The following is an 18,221-nucleotide window of genomic DNA, read 5'->3' as shown; positions in this document are numbered from 1 at the left end:
TCATTAGGCCAGTTCAAGCCCACTCCCACAGGGGTTTGCGTCGGACACAGTGCTGCGCTACGGCACGAACCCTGTGGGAGCTGGCTTGCCAGCGAAGGCGGCTGTAAGGGCGATGCAAGCTTCACGGGCCTCTTCGTGGGCAAGCCCACTCCCACAGGGTTTGCGTCAGACACAGTACTGCGCTACGGCACGAACCCTGTGGGAGCTGGCTTGCCAGCGAAGCTTCTGGCGCCTTCTTCAACCCTAGTGCCCACGACCTCCACCGTGCCCGTGGCCACCGTTGTTGCCGTGACCGCCATTGCCGCCATGCTCGCCCCAGCCCTGCCGGTAAGGCTGGCCCCAGCCACGGTTCGGGTAGCCGTTCGAATAGCCCCGTGGCGCCGGGGCGTAATAACGCGGTGCCGCGTAGTAACGGGGCTGCGGCGCGTAATAGCGCGGTTGCGGTGCGTAGTAGTCTCGACGGTAGTACGAACCGCCGCCGTAATAGACCGGCGCGGGTGCCGTGTAGACCTCGGAACGGTAGTAGTTCGCACCATCATCGTAATAAGGCACACACGCACAAAGAGTCAAAGCCAGGCTTGCCGTGAGAAGAAGTCGAGGGTACATGGCGGCCTCCTGGACCGCGAAGAAGCCACACCAGCGACGCTGGTCGGCGTGCGTGGACAAACAGGTCCACGCACACTCTTTAAGACTGTAAAACCCTCATGAAGTGCCATTCGGCAATATTTGGAAACATGCTTTTCTACACCCTTCTGATCGTTCCCACGCTCCAGCGTGGGAATGTCTCACTGGACGCTCCGCGTCCGCTCTGCGGGTGACGCGGAGCGTCAGGGGCTGCATTCCCACGCAGAGCGTGGGAACGATCAAGGTTCATGGAGCGTTTACGATCGTTCCCACGCTTTGCGCGGGAACGATCAGCCTTGTCAGGGCCGCGCGTTGAGCTGCTGCTGCAGATTCTGGATCTGGCTTTGCAGGGTGTTGATATTGCGCGTGACCTGGCCCCGGAAGGCGTCGAATTCCGCCGTGCTGGCACCCTGCCCGCCCGCAGCCTGGCGATTGTCCTGCTCGCTCTTGAGCACGATCATGTCCTGCTCCAGGCGCTCCACGGCCGCGCTCGGATTACCCTGCTTCTTCAGCGCGGCAATATCGGCGGCGTGGCTCTTGATCTCGGCATCGAGCTTGCCGGCATCCGCCTGGGCCGCCTTGAGCGTCGCCAGGTCGCTGGTCAGGCTCTTGACCTGGGCCTGCAACTGGCCATTGGCACTCTGCAGGTCGCTGGTCTGCGCGGTCATCTGCTGCAGGCGCTGCTCCAGCCCGGTCTGCTGGCCGGCGACACCCTGCTGCTGCTTGCCCTGCTCCAGCAACTTGCCTTCGAGCTGCTTGACCTGCAACTTCAACGCCTCGCTGTCGCTGTTGACGTTGGATTCAGTCGCCACCACCTTGCCGGAAATCGCCTGCAAGCGCCCCGCCGCGTCCTCGCTGATCCGCGCAAAACTCTCCTGGGTGGCCACCAGTTGCTGCTCCATCAGCGAGATCTGCTGGAAGCTCCACCAGGCCAGCCCGGCAAAGGCAAAGAACAACGCCCCCACCAGCGCCCACAACGGACCGGTACTCGGCCCTTTGACCTTGACCACCGGGGTGCTGCGCGACGTCACTTTGGTGCGCTCGCGGGCAGCCGGGGTCACCGGGAAGTCGTCGTCATCGCCCACGTCGGCACGCAGGCTTGGTACATCATCGAAATCGTCGTTGGCATCGTTGCGCATGAAAGAACCTTTGCGGACCACATTGATAGCGAAATGCGCCGAGTATAAACCCGTTACCCGCCGCTCTGATCGACTCTGAACCCGGCACTCGGTTCAGTCCTGGTCACTGAATGTTTCACCGGGCAGCCGCTTACCGAGCTATCGGTTCCTGAGCCTGCCACCAGTGGCAGAACTCATCCAGTGCCGCCCACAGGCTGACCTTGGGCTCGTATCCCAGATAATGCCGTGCGCGGCTGATGTCCAAGGTGAAATCTTTGTTCATCACCTGCATCCCGAGTCGCGACAGGGTCGGCTCCGGACGTCCCGGCCACAGCGCACAGGCCGCTTCGTTCAGCGCCGCGACGCTGTAGGCCAGGCCATAGGAGCGGTAGCGCGTGACTTGCGGCACCTGCATCTGGCGCATCACGTAGTTCACCACATCCCACAACGGTACCGGCGTGCCGTTGCTGATGTTGTAGACCTTGCCCAGGGCCGAGCCACTGGCTCGCAGGCAGCTCAGCAGGGCTTCGTTGAGGTTCTGCACACTGGTGAAGTCGACCTTGTTCAGGCCGTTGCCGACAATCGCCAGGCGTCCCTTGCGCTGCATCCTCAGCAGGCGCGGGAAGATACTCATGTCACCGGCCCCGGTGACAAAGCGCGGACGCAGGGCAATGGTCTCCAGGCCGAACTCCTGGGCACCGAAGACCTTCTGCTCGGCGAGAAGCTTGGTCGCCGCATAATGATGTCGCAAGCGCTTGGGCACCTGCTCCTCGGTCAACCCCAGGTGCGAGCGACCATCGAAGTAGACCGAAGGCGAGGACAAATGCACCAGCCGCCGCACCTGCTCCTTGAGGCAGGCTTCGACGACGTTTTCGGTGACCAGCACATTGCCCTGGTGAAAGTCCTGGTAGCGCCCCCACAGGCCGACGGCACCGGCGCAATGCACCACGGCCTCGACATCGCGGCACAGGTCGCGCACCAGTTGCGGGTCGCCGAGGTCGCCCTGGATAAACTCGGCACCGCGGCGCACCAGATGTTCGACGCTCTCGGCCCGGCGGCCATTGACCCGTACGTCGATGCCCTGCTCCAGGGCGCAACGCGCAAAGCGCCCGCCGATAAAGCCGCTCGCGCCGGTGACCAGAATTTTCATGTCGTGCTCCAAATACCTTGATTCGTCTTGCCTGCTACTTAAACGCTGCCCGTCACGCCAGAGGCACCAGCCATTGCGCCGTCGAACGCGCCAGGTGCTCGGTCAGTTGTCCGAGCAGTTGCCCGCCGTTGCGCCAATGATGCCAGTACAGCGGCACATCGATCGGTTTATCTGGAATCAACTCCACCAATCGGCCCCGCGCCAACTGCTCGCGCACCTGCAACTCGGGGACCAGGCCCCAGCCGAGTCCGGCTTCGTTGAGCCGCAGGAAACCTTCGGCCGAAGGACACAGGTGATGCTCGAAACCGCCTTCCACGCCCAACGCGGCGAGGTAGCGATGTTGCAGCAGGTCGTCCGGACCGAACACCAGTGCCGGAGACTGCGCCAGTGAGCGGGCATCGACGCCGTCGGGGAAATGCCGGGCGACAAATGCCGGGGTCGCCAGTGCCCGGTAGCGCATGGCCCCGAGCAGCAGGCTGCGGGCACCGGCGATCGGCCGCTCGCTGGCACAGACACAAGCCGCCACTTCACCGGCGCGCATGCGCTTGAGGCCGACGGTCTGGTCTTCCACCACCAGATCCAGCAACAGGTGGTGAGCGACACAGAAGTCGCCCACCGCCCCGGCCCACCAGGTCGCCAGGCTGTCGGCGTTCAGGGCGATACGCAAGCGATCCGGCAGCCCTTCTTCGTCCAGTGCCGGGACCTGGCCTTGCAGGTCGCGTTCGAGCAGGCGCACCTGCTGCACATGGTTGAGCAGGCGCCGGCCGATCTCGGTCGGCGTCGGCGGCGTGGCGCGCACCAGCACCGGCTGACCGACCCGTGCTTCCAGCAACTTGATCCGCTGGGAGATCGCCGACTGGGACAAGCCCAGCACCTGCGCCGCCCGCTCGAAACCGGCCTGCTCGACCACAGCGGCCAGGGCCGAGAGCAATTTATAGTCGAACATCAGTTTTCCTAATGAGCGATCACCAATATTGGTTTCTCTTATACAGGATCCCTCTGGAGAATACCCACCCGTACTCTTTGAATGAAGGACAGTGAAATGGCTGGCGAAACTTCCCTGGCAATCCTGCTGCGCAGCATGAGCCCCCACCTCAACGACGGCGACTACGTGTTCAGCTGCATTGCCGATGCCGCCGTGCTCAAGGGCCGCGAGCCCATCGGCAGCTTTCGCGAACGCGAGGGCCTGACAGTGATTCTCCCGCGTGAAGACGCCGAGGCGCTGGGCCTGCCCTTCGACTACCTCGCGGCCTGGATCACCCTGAACGTGCATTCGGCCCTGGAAGCCGTCGGTCTCACCGCCGCCTTCGCCGGCGCGCTGGGCCAGGCCGGTATCAGTTGCAACGTGATCGCGGGCTACTACCACGACCATCTGTTCGTCGGCCGCGACGACGCCGCACGCGCCATGTCCGTGTTGCAGGACCTGGCCCACCAGAGCTAGCCGGCAACGGATCCGTCAACAAAAGGAGCATCAGCCTCATGTGGCAAAGTTATGTGAATGGACTGCTGGTCGCGGCCGGACTGATCATGGCGATCGGTACGCAGAACGCCTTTGTCCTGGCCCAGAGCCTGCGCCGTGAACACCACGTGCCGGTCGCGGCCTTGTGCGTCGTCTGCGATGCGATCCTGGTGGCGGCGGGTGTGTTCGGCCTCGCCACGGTGCTGGCCCACAACCCGACGCTGCTGGCGATCGCCCGATGGGGTGGCGCCGCCTTTCTGCTCTGGTACGCCAGCCTGGCCCTGCGCCGCGCCTGCTCGCGGCAAAGCCTGCAACAGGGTCAGGGGCAGACCGTGCGCTCGCTGCGGGCGGTGCTGCTCAGTGCCCTGGCGGTGACCTTGCTCAATCCTCACGTGTACCTCGACACCGTGCTGCTGATCGGCTCCTTGGGCGCCCAACAGACCGAGCCCGGCGCCTATGTGGTCGGTGCCGCCAGCGCGTCGCTGCTGTGGTTTTTCACCCTGGCGCTGGGCGCGGCCTGGCTGGCGCCTTGGCTGGCCCGTCCGGCGACCTGGCGAATTCTCGATCTGCTGGTGGCGGTGATGATGTTCAGTGTCGCCGCGCAATTGATCGGCAGTGCCTGATATGCCGGGAGGCTGTTATTCCAAAAGGCTCTGGAACCTCTATCCCACACAGTTGTTGCGTGGTTATGCCGCAACCCCGGTGCTATGATCGGAGACCTGCGCCGCAAAGAGTACAAACTCCACGGCGCATAGTTTGGCCGCCCGTGATCGGCCTTGCGCTCACCGCAACTGACCTGATTAGGAGAATAACCATGGCTTTCGAATTGCCTCCGCTGCCCTACGCACACGATGCCCTGCAGCCGCACATCTCCAAGGAAACCCTGGAGTTCCACCACGACAAGCACCACAACACCTACGTCGTGAACCTGAACAACCTGGTGCCAGGCACTGAGTTCGAAGGCAAGACCCTGGAAGAAATCGTCAAGTCTTCCTCGGGCGGCATCTTCAACAACGCCGCTCAAGTCTGGAACCACACTTTCTACTGGAACTGCCTGGCGCCAAACGCCGGCGGCCAACCTACCGGCGCACTGGCCGAAGCGATCAACGCTGCGTTCGGTTCGTTCGACAAGTTCAAGGAAGAGTTCACCAAGACTTCCGTCGGCACCTTCGGTTCCGGTTGGGGCTGGCTGGTGAAGAAGGCTGACGGTTCCCTGGCCCTGGCCAGCACCATCGGCGCCGGCAACCCGCTGACCAGCGGCGACACCCCGCTGCTGACCTGCGACGTCTGGGAACACGCCTACTACATCGACTACCGCAACGTGCGTCCGAAGTATGTCGAAGCGTTCTGGAACCTGGTGAACTGGAAATTCGTCGCCGAGCAGTTCGAAGGCAAGACCTTCACCGCTTGAGACTGAATCGCGCTTGAGAAAGAACCCGGCCTGGCCGGGTTTTTTTATGCCCGCGTATCCGCTGCTTTCATGACCGATGGTCCCTTGCCCCAACGCTGGCAGGGACTACGCTGAATAATCCGCTAAATTGAATGACGCCCCCTCAAGTTACGCGGCGCTGCTACGACACAGTACCTATGGCCTGAAAAGGCGCGAGAAGCACATTTCGGCCAAGCCCAAGCACGGATCATCCCCGGTCGCATTGTCCCTTTGACTGCCGGGGCCGGATTGCCAATACTCATGGCAACTTGATGCTACCCGCACGGAACAAGGAATAGCCCTTTGAAGCTGGAACTCAAGAACAGCTTGTCGGTGAAGTTGCTCCGGGTCGTGCTGCTATCGGCACTGATTGTCGGCGTGGTACTGAGCTGTGCGCAGATCGTCTTCGACGCCTACAAGACCCGCCAGGCGGTCGCCGGTGACGCCCAGCGCATTCTCGACATGTTCCGCGATCCCTCGACCCAGGCCGTCTACAGCCTCGACCGGGAAATGGGCATGCAGGTGATCGAAGGGCTGTTCCAGGACAAATCCGTGCGCATGGCCTCCATCGGCCACCCCAACGAAGCCATGCTCGCGGAAAAGTCCCGCGACCTGCAGACCTCGCCCAGCCGCTGGCTCACCGACCCGATCCTCGGCCAGGAACGCACCTTCACCACACAACTGGTCGGTCGCGGTCCCTACAGCGAATATTACGGCGACCTGAGCATCACTCTCGACACCGCGACCTATGGCCAGGGCTTTATCGTCAGTTCGGTGATCATCTTCATCTCCGGCGTGCTGCGCGCGCTGCTCATGGCACTGGTGCTGTACCTGGTCTATCACTGGCTGCTGACCAAGCCGCTGTCGCGGATCATCGAGCACCTGACCAATATCAATCCGGATCGCCCGGCCGCGCACCAACTGCCCCTGCTCAAGGGCCATGAAAAGAACGAACTGGGCATCTGGATCAATACCGCCAACCAGTTGCTGGCCTCGATCGAGCGCAATACCCACTTGCGCCATGAGGCGGAAAACAGCCTGCTGCGCATGGCCCAGTACGACTTTCTCACCGGCCTGCCGAACCGCCAGCAGTTGCAGCAGCAACTGGACAAGATCCTCACCGATGGCGGGCGCCTGCAACGCCGGGTAGCGGTGCTGGTGGTCGGCCTCGATGACTTCAAGGGCATCAACGAACAATTCAGTTATCAAGCCGGCGATCAGTTGCTGCTGGCCCTGGCCGACCGCCTGCGCGCCCACAGCGGGCGCCTCGGTGCCCTGGCACGCCTGGGAGGCGATCAGTTCGCCCTGGTCCAGGCGGATATCGAACAGCCCTACGAGGCCGCCGAGCTGGCACAGAGCATTCTCGATGACCTGGAGGCGCCGTTCGCCCTCGATCATCAGGAAATCCGTCTACGCGCCACCATCGGCATCACCCTGTTCCCGGAAGATGGCGACAGCACGGAAAAGCTGCTGCAGAAAGCCGAACAGACCATGACCCTGGCCAAGACCCGCTCACGCAACCGTTACCAGTTCTATATCGCCAGCGTCGACAGCGAGATGCGTCGACGCCGCGAACTGGAAAAGGACCTGCGCGACGCGCTCAACCGCAATCAGTTCTACCTGGTCTACCAGCCGCAGATCAGCTACCGCGATCACCGCGTGGTCGGGGTCGAGGCGTTGATCCGCTGGCAGCATCCGGAACACGGCCTGGTGCCACCGGACCTGTTTATCCCGCTGGCCGAGCAGAACGGCACCATCATCGCCATCGGCGAGTGGGTGCTGGACCAGGCCTGCCGGCAATTGCGCGAATGGCACGACCAGGGCTTCACCGACCTGCGCATGGCGGTCAACCTGTCCACCGTGCAGCTACACCACGCCGAGCTGCCGCGGGTGGTCAACAACCTGCTGCAGATGTACCGCCTGCCGCCACGCAGCCTGGAACTGGAGGTCACCGAGACCGGCCTGATGGAAGACATCAGTACCGCCGCCCAGCACCTGCTGAGCCTGCGCCGCTCCGGCGCACTGATCGCCATCGATGACTTCGGCACCGGTTATTCGTCGCTGAGTTATCTCAAGAGCCTGCCGCTGGACAAGATCAAGATCGACAAGAGCTTCGTCCAGGACCTGCTGGACGACGATGACGACGCGACCATCGTGCGGGCGATCATCCAGCTGGGCAAAAGCCTGGGCATGCAGGTCATCGCCGAAGGGGTGGAAACCGTCGAGCAGGAGGCCTACATCATTTCCGAGGGCTGCCATGAGGGCCAGGGCTACCACTACAGCAAACCGTTGCCGGCCCGCGAGCTGAGTGCCTATCTCAAGCAGGCCCAGCGCAGTAATGCGGCAATCCTGTGATCCGGATCGTTTTCCCACACTCTGCGTGGGAATACCTGACTGGACGCTCTGCGTCCGCTTCAGATTTGTGACGCAGAGCGTCACGGGCTGCATTCCCACGCAGGGCGTGGGAACGATCAGTAAACATTACTAAATATTTCAATAACTAAATCTTTACTCAAATGCAACTCTTTCGCATCATGTGCCGGTTTTGCGTGTCCCCGCGCGCGCCCGTCCAACCTCTCGAAGCAGGATATTCGCCATGATTCGTATGCCTCTGGCCACCGCCAGTCTGTTGGCCATTGCCATTGCCCTCGCCGGCTGCGGCGACAAGGACAAGGAAAAAACCGCCGCCGCCACGCCAACGCCAGCCGCCACCGCTGCGGCCACGCCGGCCAGCGACGCCGCCGGCAAGGTTGACGAAGCTGCCGGCAAGGCCGTGGTCGCGCATTACGCCGACATGGTCTTCGCAGTCTACAGCGATGCCGAATCCACCGCGAAAACCCTGCAGACCGCCGTCGACGCGTTCCTCGCCAAACCGGACGCCGACACCCTGAAAGCCGCCAAGGCCGCCTGGGTCGCCGCCCGCGTGCCGTACCTGCAGAGCGAAGTGTTCCGCTTCGGTAACACCATCATCGACGACTGGGAAGGCCAGGTGAACGCCTGGCCCCTGGACGAAGGCCTGATCGACTACGTCGACGCTTCCTACGAGCACGCGCTGGGCAATCCGGGGGCAACCGCCAATATCATCGCCAACAAGCAGATCCAGATCGGCGAAGACAAGGTCGATGTGAGCGAGATCACCCCGGAAAAACTCGCCGGCCTGAACGAACTGGGCGGTTCCGAAGCCAACGTCGCCACCGGCTACCACGCCATCGAATTCCTGCTCTGGGGCCAGGACCTGAACGGTACCGGCCCGGGCGCCGGCAATCGTCCGGCTTCGGATTACCTGGAAGGCGCCGGTGCCACCGGTGGCCACAATGATCGCCGCCGTGCCTACCTCAAGGCCGTGACCCAACTGCTGGTCACCGACCTGGAAGAAATGGTCGGCAACTGGAAGCCGAACGTCGCCGACAACTACCGCGCCAGCCTGGAAGCCGAGCCTGCCGAAAGTGGCCTGCGCAAGATGTTGTTCGGCATGGGCAGCCTGTCCCTCGGCGAACTGGCGGGCGAGCGGATGAAGGTGTCCCTGGAAGCCAACTCGCCGGAAGACGAGCAGGACTGCTTCAGCGACAACACCCACAACTCGCACTTCTACGATGCCAAGGGCATTCGCAACGTCTACCTGGGCGAATACACCCGCGCCGACGGTACCAAGCTGACCGGTCCGAGCCTGTCGTCGCTGGTGGCAAAAGCCGATCCGGCCGCCGACACCGCGCTCAAGGGCGACCTGGAAGCGACCGAAGCGAAGATCCAGGTCATGGTCGACCACGCCAACAAGGGTGAGCATTACGACCAGTTGATCGCCGCCGGCAACGACGCGGGCAACAAGATCGTGCGTGACGCCATCGCCGCGCTGGTCAAGCAGACCGGCTCGATCGAACAGGCCGCCGGCAAGCTGGGCATCAGCGACCTGAACCCGGATAACGCCGATCACGAGTTCTGATCGACATCAAGGTGATCGTTCCCACGCTCTGCGTGGGAATACCTCACTGGACGCTCTGCGTCCGCTGTTGTGACGCAGAGCGTCACGGGTTGCATACCCACGCGGAGCGTGGGAACGATCCAAACGATCCAATGCCGATTACGCTGATTCCATACACCCTGGCCTGATAAACTTCGCGCCCTGTCTTGAAGCCTGTCCTGGATGCCGATGCCCTCGCTGCCCCTTCGCCTGTCGTCGTTGCTCCTGGCCCTGGGCCTGAGCGCCTGCGATGACGCGCCGCGCTTTACCAAGCCCGAGCCCGGCGAAACACGTTCCGGTGGCAGCACCACCGTGCGCAAGACCGATCGCAATGCCTTTTCCCTGCCGGCGGCCAACCTGTCGCCAACCCGCCGCCTGGAATTCAGTGTCGGCAACAGTTTCTTCCGCAGCCCCTGGGTGATCGCCCCTTCGACCACCACCGCACGCGACGGCCTGGGCCCGCTGTTCAACACCAACGCCTGCCAGAACTGCCATATCAAGGACGGCCGCGGCCACCCACCGGAACCCGGTTCGGACAATGCCGTGTCGATGCTTGTACGCCTGTCGATCCCCGATGCCCCGGCCTATGCGCGCCTGATCGAGCAACAGGGCGTGGTCCCCGAACCGGTCTATGGAGGCCAGTTGCAGGACATGGCGATTCCCGGCGTCACCCCGGAAGGCAAGGTGCGGGTCGAATACGATCCCGTGCCGGTACGGTTCAAGGACGGTAGCGAAGTCGAACTGCGCAAGCCGCGCCTGCTGATCACCCAGCTGGGCTACGGCCCGATGCATCCGGACACGCGCTTTTCCGCCCGTATCGCCCCGCCAATGATCGGCCTGGGCTTGCTGGAAGCCATTCCCGAGGAAGCCATCCTCGCCAATGCCAGGGCACAGCAAGCCTACGGCGTCGCCGGCCGGCCGAACCGGGTCTGGGACGATGCCCTGCAAAAGACCGTGCTGGGACGTTTTGGCTGGAAAGCCGGGCAACCGAACCTCAATCAACAGAATGCTCATGCGTTTTCTGGCGATATGGGCCTGACCACGACCCTGAGGCCCTTCGACGACTGCACTGCGAGCCAGACCGCCTGCCGCACAGCTCCTAATGGCAACGGCGCGGACGGCGAACAGGAAGTCAGCGACAATATCCTGCGCCTGGTGCTGTTCTACACCCGCAACCTGGCGGTGCCGGCCCGACGGGACGTGGGTGCGCCGCAGGTACTGGCCGGCAAGAACCTGTTCTTCCAGGCCGGCTGCCAGGCCTGCCATACGCCGCAGTTCACCACCGCGACCACGGCGGTCGAACCCGAGCTGGCCGGCCAGGTGATCCGCCCCTACAGCGATCTGCTGCTGCATGACATGGGCCCGGGTCTGGCGGACAACCGCAGCGAGTTCCAGGCCGGCGGCAGCGACTGGCGTACCCCACCGTTGTGGGGCATCGGCCTGACCGCAACCGTCAGCGGCCACACCCAGTTCCTGCACGACGGCCGTGCCCGCAACCTCATGGAAGCGGTGCTCTGGCATGGCGGCGAAGCCCTGCCGGCACAGCAGCGCGTGTTGTCGTTCAATGCCGAACAGCGCGCCGCGCTGCTGGCCTTCCTGAATTCCTTATAAGATTTCTCTAAAAGAGAGGACACGGACATGTTCCGCCCCAAACTGTTATTCACCAGCCTTGCCGCCCTCGCCCTCGGTGCCTGTTCGCCGCAGGACCCGCAGGCCGTGACCTCGGCCGCCATCGCCAAGCAGGTGATCCTGCCGACCTACAGCCGCTGGGTCGAGGCCGACCGCCAGTTGGCGATCAGCGCCCTGGCCTTCTGCCAGGGCAAGGAAAGCCTGGACACCGCCCGTGCCGACTTCCTCCATGCGCAGAAAGCCTGGGCCGAGTTGCAGCCCTTGCTGATCGGCCCGTTGGCCGAAGGCAATCGCTCCTGGCAGGTGCAGTTCTGGCCGGACAAGAAAAACCTGGTGGGACGCCAGGTCGAGCAACTGGTCACCGCCCAGCCACAGGTCGATGCCGCCGCCCTGGCGAAATCCAGCGTGGTGGTCCAGGGCCTCTCGGCCTATGAATACATCCTGTTCGACAGCAAGATCGACATGGCCGACAGCGCGCAGAAAGCCCGCTACTGCCCGCTGCTGACCGCCATCGGCGAGCGCCAGAAAACCCTCGCCGAAGAGATCCTGTCGAGCTGGAACAGCAACGACGGCATGCTCGCGCAGATGAGCAAGTTCCCGAACCAGCGCTATGCCGACTCCCACGAAGCCATCGCCGATCTGCTGCGCGTGCAGGTGACCGCGCTGGATACCCTGAAGAAGAAACTCGGTACGCCCATGGGGCGCCAGACCAAGGGCATCCCGCAACCGTTCCAGGCCGACGCCTGGCGCAGCCAGTCGTCGCTGCAAGGCCTGGAAGCCAGCCTGGCCGCTGCCCGCACCGTCTGGGTCGGGGTCGACAACAAGGGGCTGCGCGGCCTGCTGCCGGCCGAGCAGAAGCCGCTGGCCGAGAAGATCGATGCCGCTTATGCCGCCTCTCTGAAGCTGTTCGCCAGCAACCAGCGCGCGCTGACCGACATGCTCGGCGACGATGCCGGGCGCCAGCAGCTCAACGATCTCTATGACAGCCTCAACGTCGTCCACCGCCTGCACGAAGGCGAACTGGCCAAGGCGCTGGGCATCCAACTGGGCTTCAATGCCAACGACGGTGACTGATGATGTTGCGACGCCAGGCCCTGACCCTCGGTAGCCTCCTGCTCAGCGCCATCACCCTGGGTGGCTGGACGCTGTTCCGGCATAAAGGCAAAAGCCCGCTGCTGCTTTCCGCCCGCGATGACAGCGATGGCGGGCACTATGCCGTGGGCTATCGACTGGATGGCAAGCAGGTCTTCTCGACCCGGGTCGGCCAGCGTTGCCACGACATCATCAATCATCCGACACAGCCGTTGGCGCTGTTCGTCGCGCGGCGGCCCGGTACCGAGAGCTACCTGATCGACCTGCGTGACGGGCGCCTGCTGCAGACGATAGCGTCGCAACCCAACCGACACTTCTATGGCCATGCGGTGATCCACAAGAGCGGCGACTGGCTGTACGCCACCGAAAATGACACCCGCGATCCGGGCCGTGGCCTGCTCGGCGTGTACAGATTCGAAGGCGGGCGGCTGGTGCACAGCGGGGAAATCTCCACCCATGGCATCGGTCCGCACCAGGTGTCGTGGATGCCCGACGGCGAGACCCTGATCGTCGCCAACGGCGGCATCCGCACCGAGGCCGAAAGCCGGGTCGAGATGAACCTCGACGCCATGGAGCCGAGCCTGGTGCTGATGCAGCGCGACGGCACTTTGCTGAGCAAGGAAACCCTGGCCCAACAGATGAACAGCGTACGCCATCTCGGCGTAGCCAGTGACGGCACCATCGTTGCCGGCCAGCAGTTCATGGGGCCGTCCCACGAGTCGTCGGAACTGCTGGCAATCAAACGTCCCGGCCAGCCTTTCGTGGCTTTTCCGGTGGCCGAACAGCAGTTGCAGGCCATGGGGCACTACACCGCCAGCGTCGCCGTGCACAGCGAATTGCGCCTGGTGGCACTGACCGCGCCGCGGGGCAACCGGTTCTTTATCTGGGACCTGGACAGCGGGGCGTTGCGCCTGGACGCGCCACTGCCTGACTGCGCCGGGGTCGGCGCGGTCGCCGATGGTTTTGTCGTCACCTCGGGACAGGGCCGCTGCCGTTTCTATGATTGCCGTCAGAAAGAACTGACCGCCCGGCCGCTGGATCTACCCGCGGGGCTCTGGGACAACCACCTGCACCTGGTGTGATCGTTCGATCGTTCCCACGTTCCAGCGTGGGAATGCCTCACTGGACGCTCTGCGTCCGCTCTTGTGACGCGGAGCGTCACGGACTGCATTCCCACGCAGAGCGTGGGAACGATCATACGCTCCAGCGTGGGAACGATCATACCTGTCCCTGTGGGAGCCGGCTTGCCGGCGATGAGGCCAGAGAGTCTTGCAGCAGTTTTTCTGACGCCATCGCCGGCAAGCCGGCTCCTACAAGTCACCACAATGGCGTAATATCTGACGGTATAGCTTCATGGCGACGCCTGGGTACGGGCAACAAGTATCGTGCTGGGCGGTTGTTCGACCTCCCTCTAGCCTCGTCTTCCAAGGAACTGGAATATGCTGCGTCGCCGCATGCTGATCATGTTGGGTATCGTCCTCCTGGTCGTACTGGCACTCGCCGGTTACAAGGCCTTCTCGATCTACAAGCAGATCCAGGTGTTCGCCGCGCCCAAGCCGGCGATCAATGTCGCGGCCGTCACGGCGAGCAAGCAGCCCTGGCAGAACCGCCTGCCCTCGGTGGGCACGCTCAAGGCCCTGCAAGGGGTCGACCTCAGCCTGGAGATCGCCGGGACGGTCAAGGCCGTGCAGTTCGAATCGGGGCAGAAGGTCAAGGTCGGGCAACCCATCGTCCAGCTCGACAGCGATGTCGAAAGCGCCCTGCTGGAAACCGCCCAGGCCGACCTCGGGCTGGCACAGCTGGACTACGGTCGCGGCGCCCAACTGGTCGGCAGCCAGGCGATTTCCCGGGGCGAGTTCGACCGGCTTTCGGCGGTACTGCAAAAGAACAAGGCCACGGTCAATCAGCTCAAGGCAGCGTTGGCGAAGAAAAAGATCGTCGCGCCCTTCAGCGGCACCATCGGCATCCGCCAGGTGGATATCGGCGACTACCTCGCCAGCGGCACGGTGATCGCCACCCTGCAGGACCTCAGCAGCCTCTATGTCGACTTCTATGTGCCCGAGCAGTTCGTGCCCAGGCTGGCGGTCGGTCAGCCATTGCAACTGAGCGTTGGCGCCTATACGGAGGAGAACTTCCCCGGAACGCTCAGCGCCATCAACCCCAAGGTCGATGAAACCACCCGCAACGTGCTGGTGCGCGCCACCCTGGCCAACCCCGACGGCAAGCTGCTACCCGGCATGTTCGCCAACCTCCAGGTGCTGCTGCCAGACCCGCAGTCCTATGTGGTGATACCAGAAAGCGCGGTCGCCTACACCCTCTACGGCAACTCGGTGTATGTCGTGGCAGAGAAAAAAGCCGCGGACGGCAGCGTCGAAAAAGCCCCCGACGGCCAGCCGGTGCTGATCGCCGAACGGCGCTTTATCGACACCGCCGAACGCCGCGACGGCCTGGTGAAAGTCATCAAGGGCCTCAAGGACGGTGAGCAAGTGGTCAGCGGCGGCCAGCTGAAACTGGACAATGGCGCGCGCATCGCCATCAGCCCGGACAAGACGGCACCGGCGGCGAACACGCCCGCTCCAGCGAACTGAGCAGGGAGTCGATCATGGCCTTTACCGATCCGTTCATCCGCCGTCCGGTGCTCGCCAGCGTGGTCAGCCTGCTGATCATCCTGCTGGGCTTCCAGGCCTACAGCAAACTGCCATTGCGACAGTACCCGCAGATGGAAAACGCGCTGATCACGGTGACCACCGCCTACCCCGGGGCCAATGCCGAGACCATCCAGGGCTATATCACCCAGCCGCTGCAACAGAGCCTGGCGAGTGCCGAGGGCATCGACTACATGACTTCGGTCAGCCGGCAGAATTTCTCGGTGATCTCGATCTACGCGCGGATCGGCTCCAACAGCGACCGGCTGTTCACCGAGTTGCTGGCCAAGGCCAACGAGGTCAAGAACCAGTTGCCGCAGGACGCCGAAGACCCGGTGCTGAGCAAGGAGGCCGCCGATGCCTCGGCGCTGATGTACATCAGTTTCTTCAGCGACCAGTTGAGCAATCCGCAGATCACCGACTACCTCTCGCGGGTCATCCAGCCCAAGCTGGCGACCCTGCCGGGCATGGCCGAAGCGGAGATTCTCGGTAACCAGGTGTTCGCCATGCGCCTGTGGCTGGACCCGGTGAAACTGGCCGGTTTCGGCCTGAGCGCGGCGGACGTGACCAACGCGGTGCGCCACTACAATTTCCTGTCCGCTGCCGGCGAGGTCAAGGGCGAGTACGTGGTGACCAGCATCAACGCCAGCACCGAGCTGAAATCCGCCGAGGCCTTCGCCGCGATTCCACTCAAGACCTCCGGTGACAGCCGGGTCCTGCTCAGCGACGTGGCACGGGTGGAGATGGGCGCGGAGAACTACGACACCGTCAGTTCCTTCGGCGGCACGCCGTCGGTGTATATCGGCATCAAGGCCACCCCCGGCGCCAACCCGCTGGACGTGATCAAGGAAGTGCGCAAGATCATGCCGGAGCTGGAGGCGCAGTTGCCGACCAACCTCAAGGCGGAAATCGCCTATGACGCCACCCTGTTCATCCAGGCGTCGATCAACGAAGTGGTGAAGACCCTCTTCGAAGCCGTGCTGATCGTGATAGTCGTGGTGTTCCTGTTCCTCGGCGCCCTGCGTTCGGTGGTGATCCCGGTGATCACCATTCCGCTGTCGATGGTCGGCGTGCTGTTCTTCATGCAACTGATGGGCTACTCGATCAACCTGCTGACCCTGCTGGCGATGGTGCTGGCCATCGGTCTGGTGGTGGACGATGCGATCGTGGTGGTGGAGAACATCCACCGGCATATCGAGGAAGGCAAGACACCCCTGGACGCCGCCCTCGAAGGCGCGCGGGAGATCGCCGTGCCGGTGGTGTCGATGACCATCACCCTCGCAGCGGTGTATGCACCCATCGGCTTCCTGCAGGGCCTGACCGGGGCGCTGTTCAAGGAGTTCGCCCTGACCCTGGCGGGAGCGGTGGTGATCTCCGGGGTGGTCGCCCTGACCCTGTCGCCGATGATGTGCGCCCTGCTGCTGCGCCACGATGAAAACCCGTCGGGCCTGTCGCACCGCCTCGACCAGTTGTTCGAGCGCCTGAAACGGCGCTACCAGAAGATTCTCCACGGCACCCTCAACACGCGGCCGGTGGTGGTGGTCTTCGCGATCATCGTCCTGTGCCTGATTCCGGTGCTGTTGAAGTTCACCCAATCGGAACTGGCGCCCAACGAGGACCAGGGCATCATCTTCATGATGGCCACCGCACCGCAGCCGACCAACCTGAACTACCTGAACAGCTACACCGACGAGTTCATCACGATCTTCAAGGAGTTCCCGGAGTACTACTCGTCGTTCCAGATCAACGGTTTCAACGGCGTGCAATCAGGCATCGGCGGCTTCCTGCTCAAGCCCTGGAACGAGCGCAAGCGCACGCAGATGCAGATCCTGCCCGAGGTCCAGGGCAAGCTGGCGGGCATCAGTGGGCTGCAGATCTTCGGCTTCAACCTGCCGTCGCTGCCGGGTACCGGCGAGGGCCTGCCGTTCCAGTACGTGCTCAATACCCCGAACGACTACAGCGCCCTGCTGGACGTCGCCAGCCGGATCAAGAAACGCGCTCTGGAATCCGGCAAGTTCGCCTTTCTCGATATCGACCTGGCCTTCGACAAGCCGGAAGTCGTGGTCGACATCGACCGGGCCAAGGCGGCGCAGATGGGCGTCTCGATGCAGGACCTGGGCGGCACCCTGGCGACCCTGCTCGGTGAAGCGGAGATCAACCGCTTTACCCTGGAAGGCCGCAGCTACAAGGTGATTGCCCAGGTCGAACGCGCCTATCGGGACAACCCCGACTGGCTGAACAACTATTACGTGAAGAACAGCGAAGGCAAGCTGCTGCCGCTGTCGACCCTGATCAAGGTCTCGGACCGCGCCCGTCCCCGGCAGTTGAACCAGTTCCAGCAGCTGAACTCGGCAATCATCTCCGGGGTGCCCATCGTCAGCATGGGCGAAGCCATCGAGACCATCCGCCAGATAGCCGCCGAAGAGGCGCCCGTGGGGTTCGCCAGCGACTATGCCGGCGCCACGCGGCAGTTCGTCCAGGAAGGCAGTGCCTTGTGGGTGACTTTCGGCCTGGCCCTGGCAATCATCTTCCTGGTGCTGGCCGCACAGTTCGAGAGTTTCCGCGATCCGCTGGTGATCCTGGTGACGGTGCCGTTGTCGATCTGCGGCGCGCTGATCCCGCTGTTCCTCGGCTGGTCGAGCATGAATATCTACACCCAGGTGGGCCTGGTGACCTTGATCGGGTTGATCAGCAAGCATGGGATCCTGATCGTCGAGTTCGCCAACCAGTTGCGCAAGGACAAGGGGTTGTCAGCCCGTGAAGCGGTCGAAGAGGCGGCGGCGATTCGTCTGCGTCCGGTGCTGATGACCACGGCGGCAATGGTGTTCGGGATGGTGCCACTGATACTCGCCAGCGGCGCGGGGGCGGTCAGTCGCTTTGATATCGGCACGGTGATCGCCACCGGGATGTCGGTGGGCACATTGTTTACGCTGTTCGTGCTGCCCTGCGTGTACAGCCTGCTGGCGAAGAAAGACTTGTAGGAGCCGGCTTGCTGGCGATAGCGTCCGGATGGACGCAGCAAGGCTCAAGGGCCTCATCGCCGGCAAGCCGGCTCCCACAGGTTTTTTGGCAGGACGATATTTTGCCGTGAGGCACCTATTGTAGGAGCCGGCTTGC

Annotated in this window: 14 protein-coding genes; 10 read left to right on the top strand and 4 right to left on the bottom strand. The window is 63.3% G+C overall.

The genetic code is table 11. From position 1 onward, the window contains the following. Window positions 1-243: 243 nt before the first annotated feature. The 4 genes from HX851_RS26575 to HX851_RS26560 all read right to left on the bottom strand — a co-directional run bounded on the left by HX851_RS26575 (window position 244) and on the right by HX851_RS26560 (window position 3,838). Complete coding sequence (locus tag HX851_RS26575) at window positions 244-606, bottom strand: hypothetical protein (protein WP_177063337.1); 363 nt, start codon at window positions 604-606, stop codon at window positions 244-246. Window positions 607-923: 317 nt separating this feature from the next. After that, window positions 924-1,763 carry an ATPase gene (locus HX851_RS26570; RefSeq protein WP_177064420.1) on the bottom strand — a complete coding sequence of 280 codons (840 nt, stop codon included), beginning with the start codon at window positions 1,761-1,763 and terminating at the stop codon, window positions 924-926. Window positions 1,764-1,893: 130 nt separating this feature from the next. Then, window positions 1,894-2,892: an NAD-dependent epimerase/dehydratase family protein gene (locus HX851_RS26565; protein WP_177064421.1), complete on the bottom strand. Its 999-nt coding sequence runs from the start codon at window positions 2,890-2,892 to the stop codon at window positions 1,894-1,896. Window positions 2,893-2,944: 52 nt separating this feature from the next. Further along, window positions 2,945-3,838 carry a LysR family transcriptional regulator ArgP gene (locus HX851_RS26560; RefSeq protein WP_177064422.1) on the bottom strand — a complete coding sequence of 298 codons (894 nt, stop codon included), beginning with the start codon at window positions 3,836-3,838 and terminating at the stop codon, window positions 2,945-2,947. Between the two features lie 96 nt (window positions 3,839-3,934). Here HX851_RS26560 and HX851_RS26555 point away from each other — a divergent pair, with 96 nt between their 5' ends. The 10 genes from HX851_RS26555 (at window position 3,935) to HX851_RS26510 (ending at window position 18,085) form a co-directional block, all read left to right on the top strand. Then, complete coding sequence (locus HX851_RS26555) at window positions 3,935-4,333, top strand: ACT domain-containing protein (RefSeq protein WP_177064423.1); 399 nt, start codon at window positions 3,935-3,937, stop codon at window positions 4,331-4,333. 38 nt (window positions 4,334-4,371) lie between these two features. Then, window positions 4,372-4,974 (top strand): LysE/ArgO family amino acid transporter, encoded by a 603-nt coding sequence (locus HX851_RS26550; RefSeq protein ID WP_177063332.1) that lies wholly within the window; start codon window positions 4,372-4,374, stop codon window positions 4,972-4,974. Window positions 4,975-5,165: 191 nt separating this feature from the next. Beyond that, window positions 5,166-5,762, top strand: coding sequence for a superoxide dismutase (locus HX851_RS26545; RefSeq protein ID WP_017125974.1), 597 nt, complete (start codon window positions 5,166-5,168; stop codon window positions 5,760-5,762). Window positions 5,763-6,083: 321 nt separating this feature from the next. After that, the gene (locus HX851_RS26540; RefSeq protein ID WP_177063331.1) at window positions 6,084-8,135 is read left to right on the top strand and encodes a putative bifunctional diguanylate cyclase/phosphodiesterase; all 2,052 of its coding nucleotides are present in this window, start codon (window positions 6,084-6,086) and stop codon (window positions 8,133-8,135) included. A 241-nt stretch (window positions 8,136-8,376) separates the two neighbouring features. Next, a complete protein-coding gene (locus HX851_RS26535; RefSeq protein ID WP_177063330.1) occupies window positions 8,377-9,720 on the top strand; it encodes an imelysin family protein in 1,344 nt (447 codons plus the stop codon). A 207-nt stretch (window positions 9,721-9,927) separates the two neighbouring features. Continuing rightward, entirely contained in the window at window positions 9,928-11,349 is a 1,422-nt protein-coding gene (locus tag HX851_RS26530) for a di-heme oxidoreductase family protein (RefSeq protein ID WP_177064424.1), read from the top strand. Between the two features lie 27 nt (window positions 11,350-11,376). Next, entirely contained in the window at window positions 11,377-12,441 is a 1,065-nt protein-coding gene (locus tag HX851_RS26525; RefSeq protein WP_177063328.1) for an imelysin family protein, read from the top strand. Window positions 12,442-12,443: 2 nt separating this feature from the next. Then, window positions 12,444-13,541, top strand: a complete 1,098-nt coding sequence (locus tag HX851_RS26520; protein ID WP_177064425.1) for a DUF1513 domain-containing protein — start codon at window positions 12,444-12,446, stop codon at window positions 13,539-13,541. Between the two features lie 357 nt (window positions 13,542-13,898). Next, window positions 13,899-15,047 (top strand): efflux RND transporter periplasmic adaptor subunit, encoded by a 1,149-nt coding sequence (locus tag HX851_RS26515; protein WP_177063327.1) that lies wholly within the window; start codon window positions 13,899-13,901, stop codon window positions 15,045-15,047. Between the two features lie 14 nt (window positions 15,048-15,061). Then, complete coding sequence (locus tag HX851_RS26510; RefSeq protein ID WP_177063326.1) at window positions 15,062-18,085, top strand: multidrug efflux RND transporter permease subunit; 3,024 nt, start codon at window positions 15,062-15,064, stop codon at window positions 18,083-18,085. Window positions 18,086-18,221 lie beyond the last annotated feature (136 nt).

Source organism: Pseudomonas gingeri, assembly GCF_013385635.1.
Classification (GTDB): domain Bacteria; phylum Pseudomonadota; class Gammaproteobacteria; order Pseudomonadales; family Pseudomonadaceae; genus Aquipseudomonas; species Aquipseudomonas gingeri_A.
The sequence above is the reverse complement of the archived record's forward strand: the minus strand, read 5'-3'. Positions and strand labels throughout refer to the sequence as shown.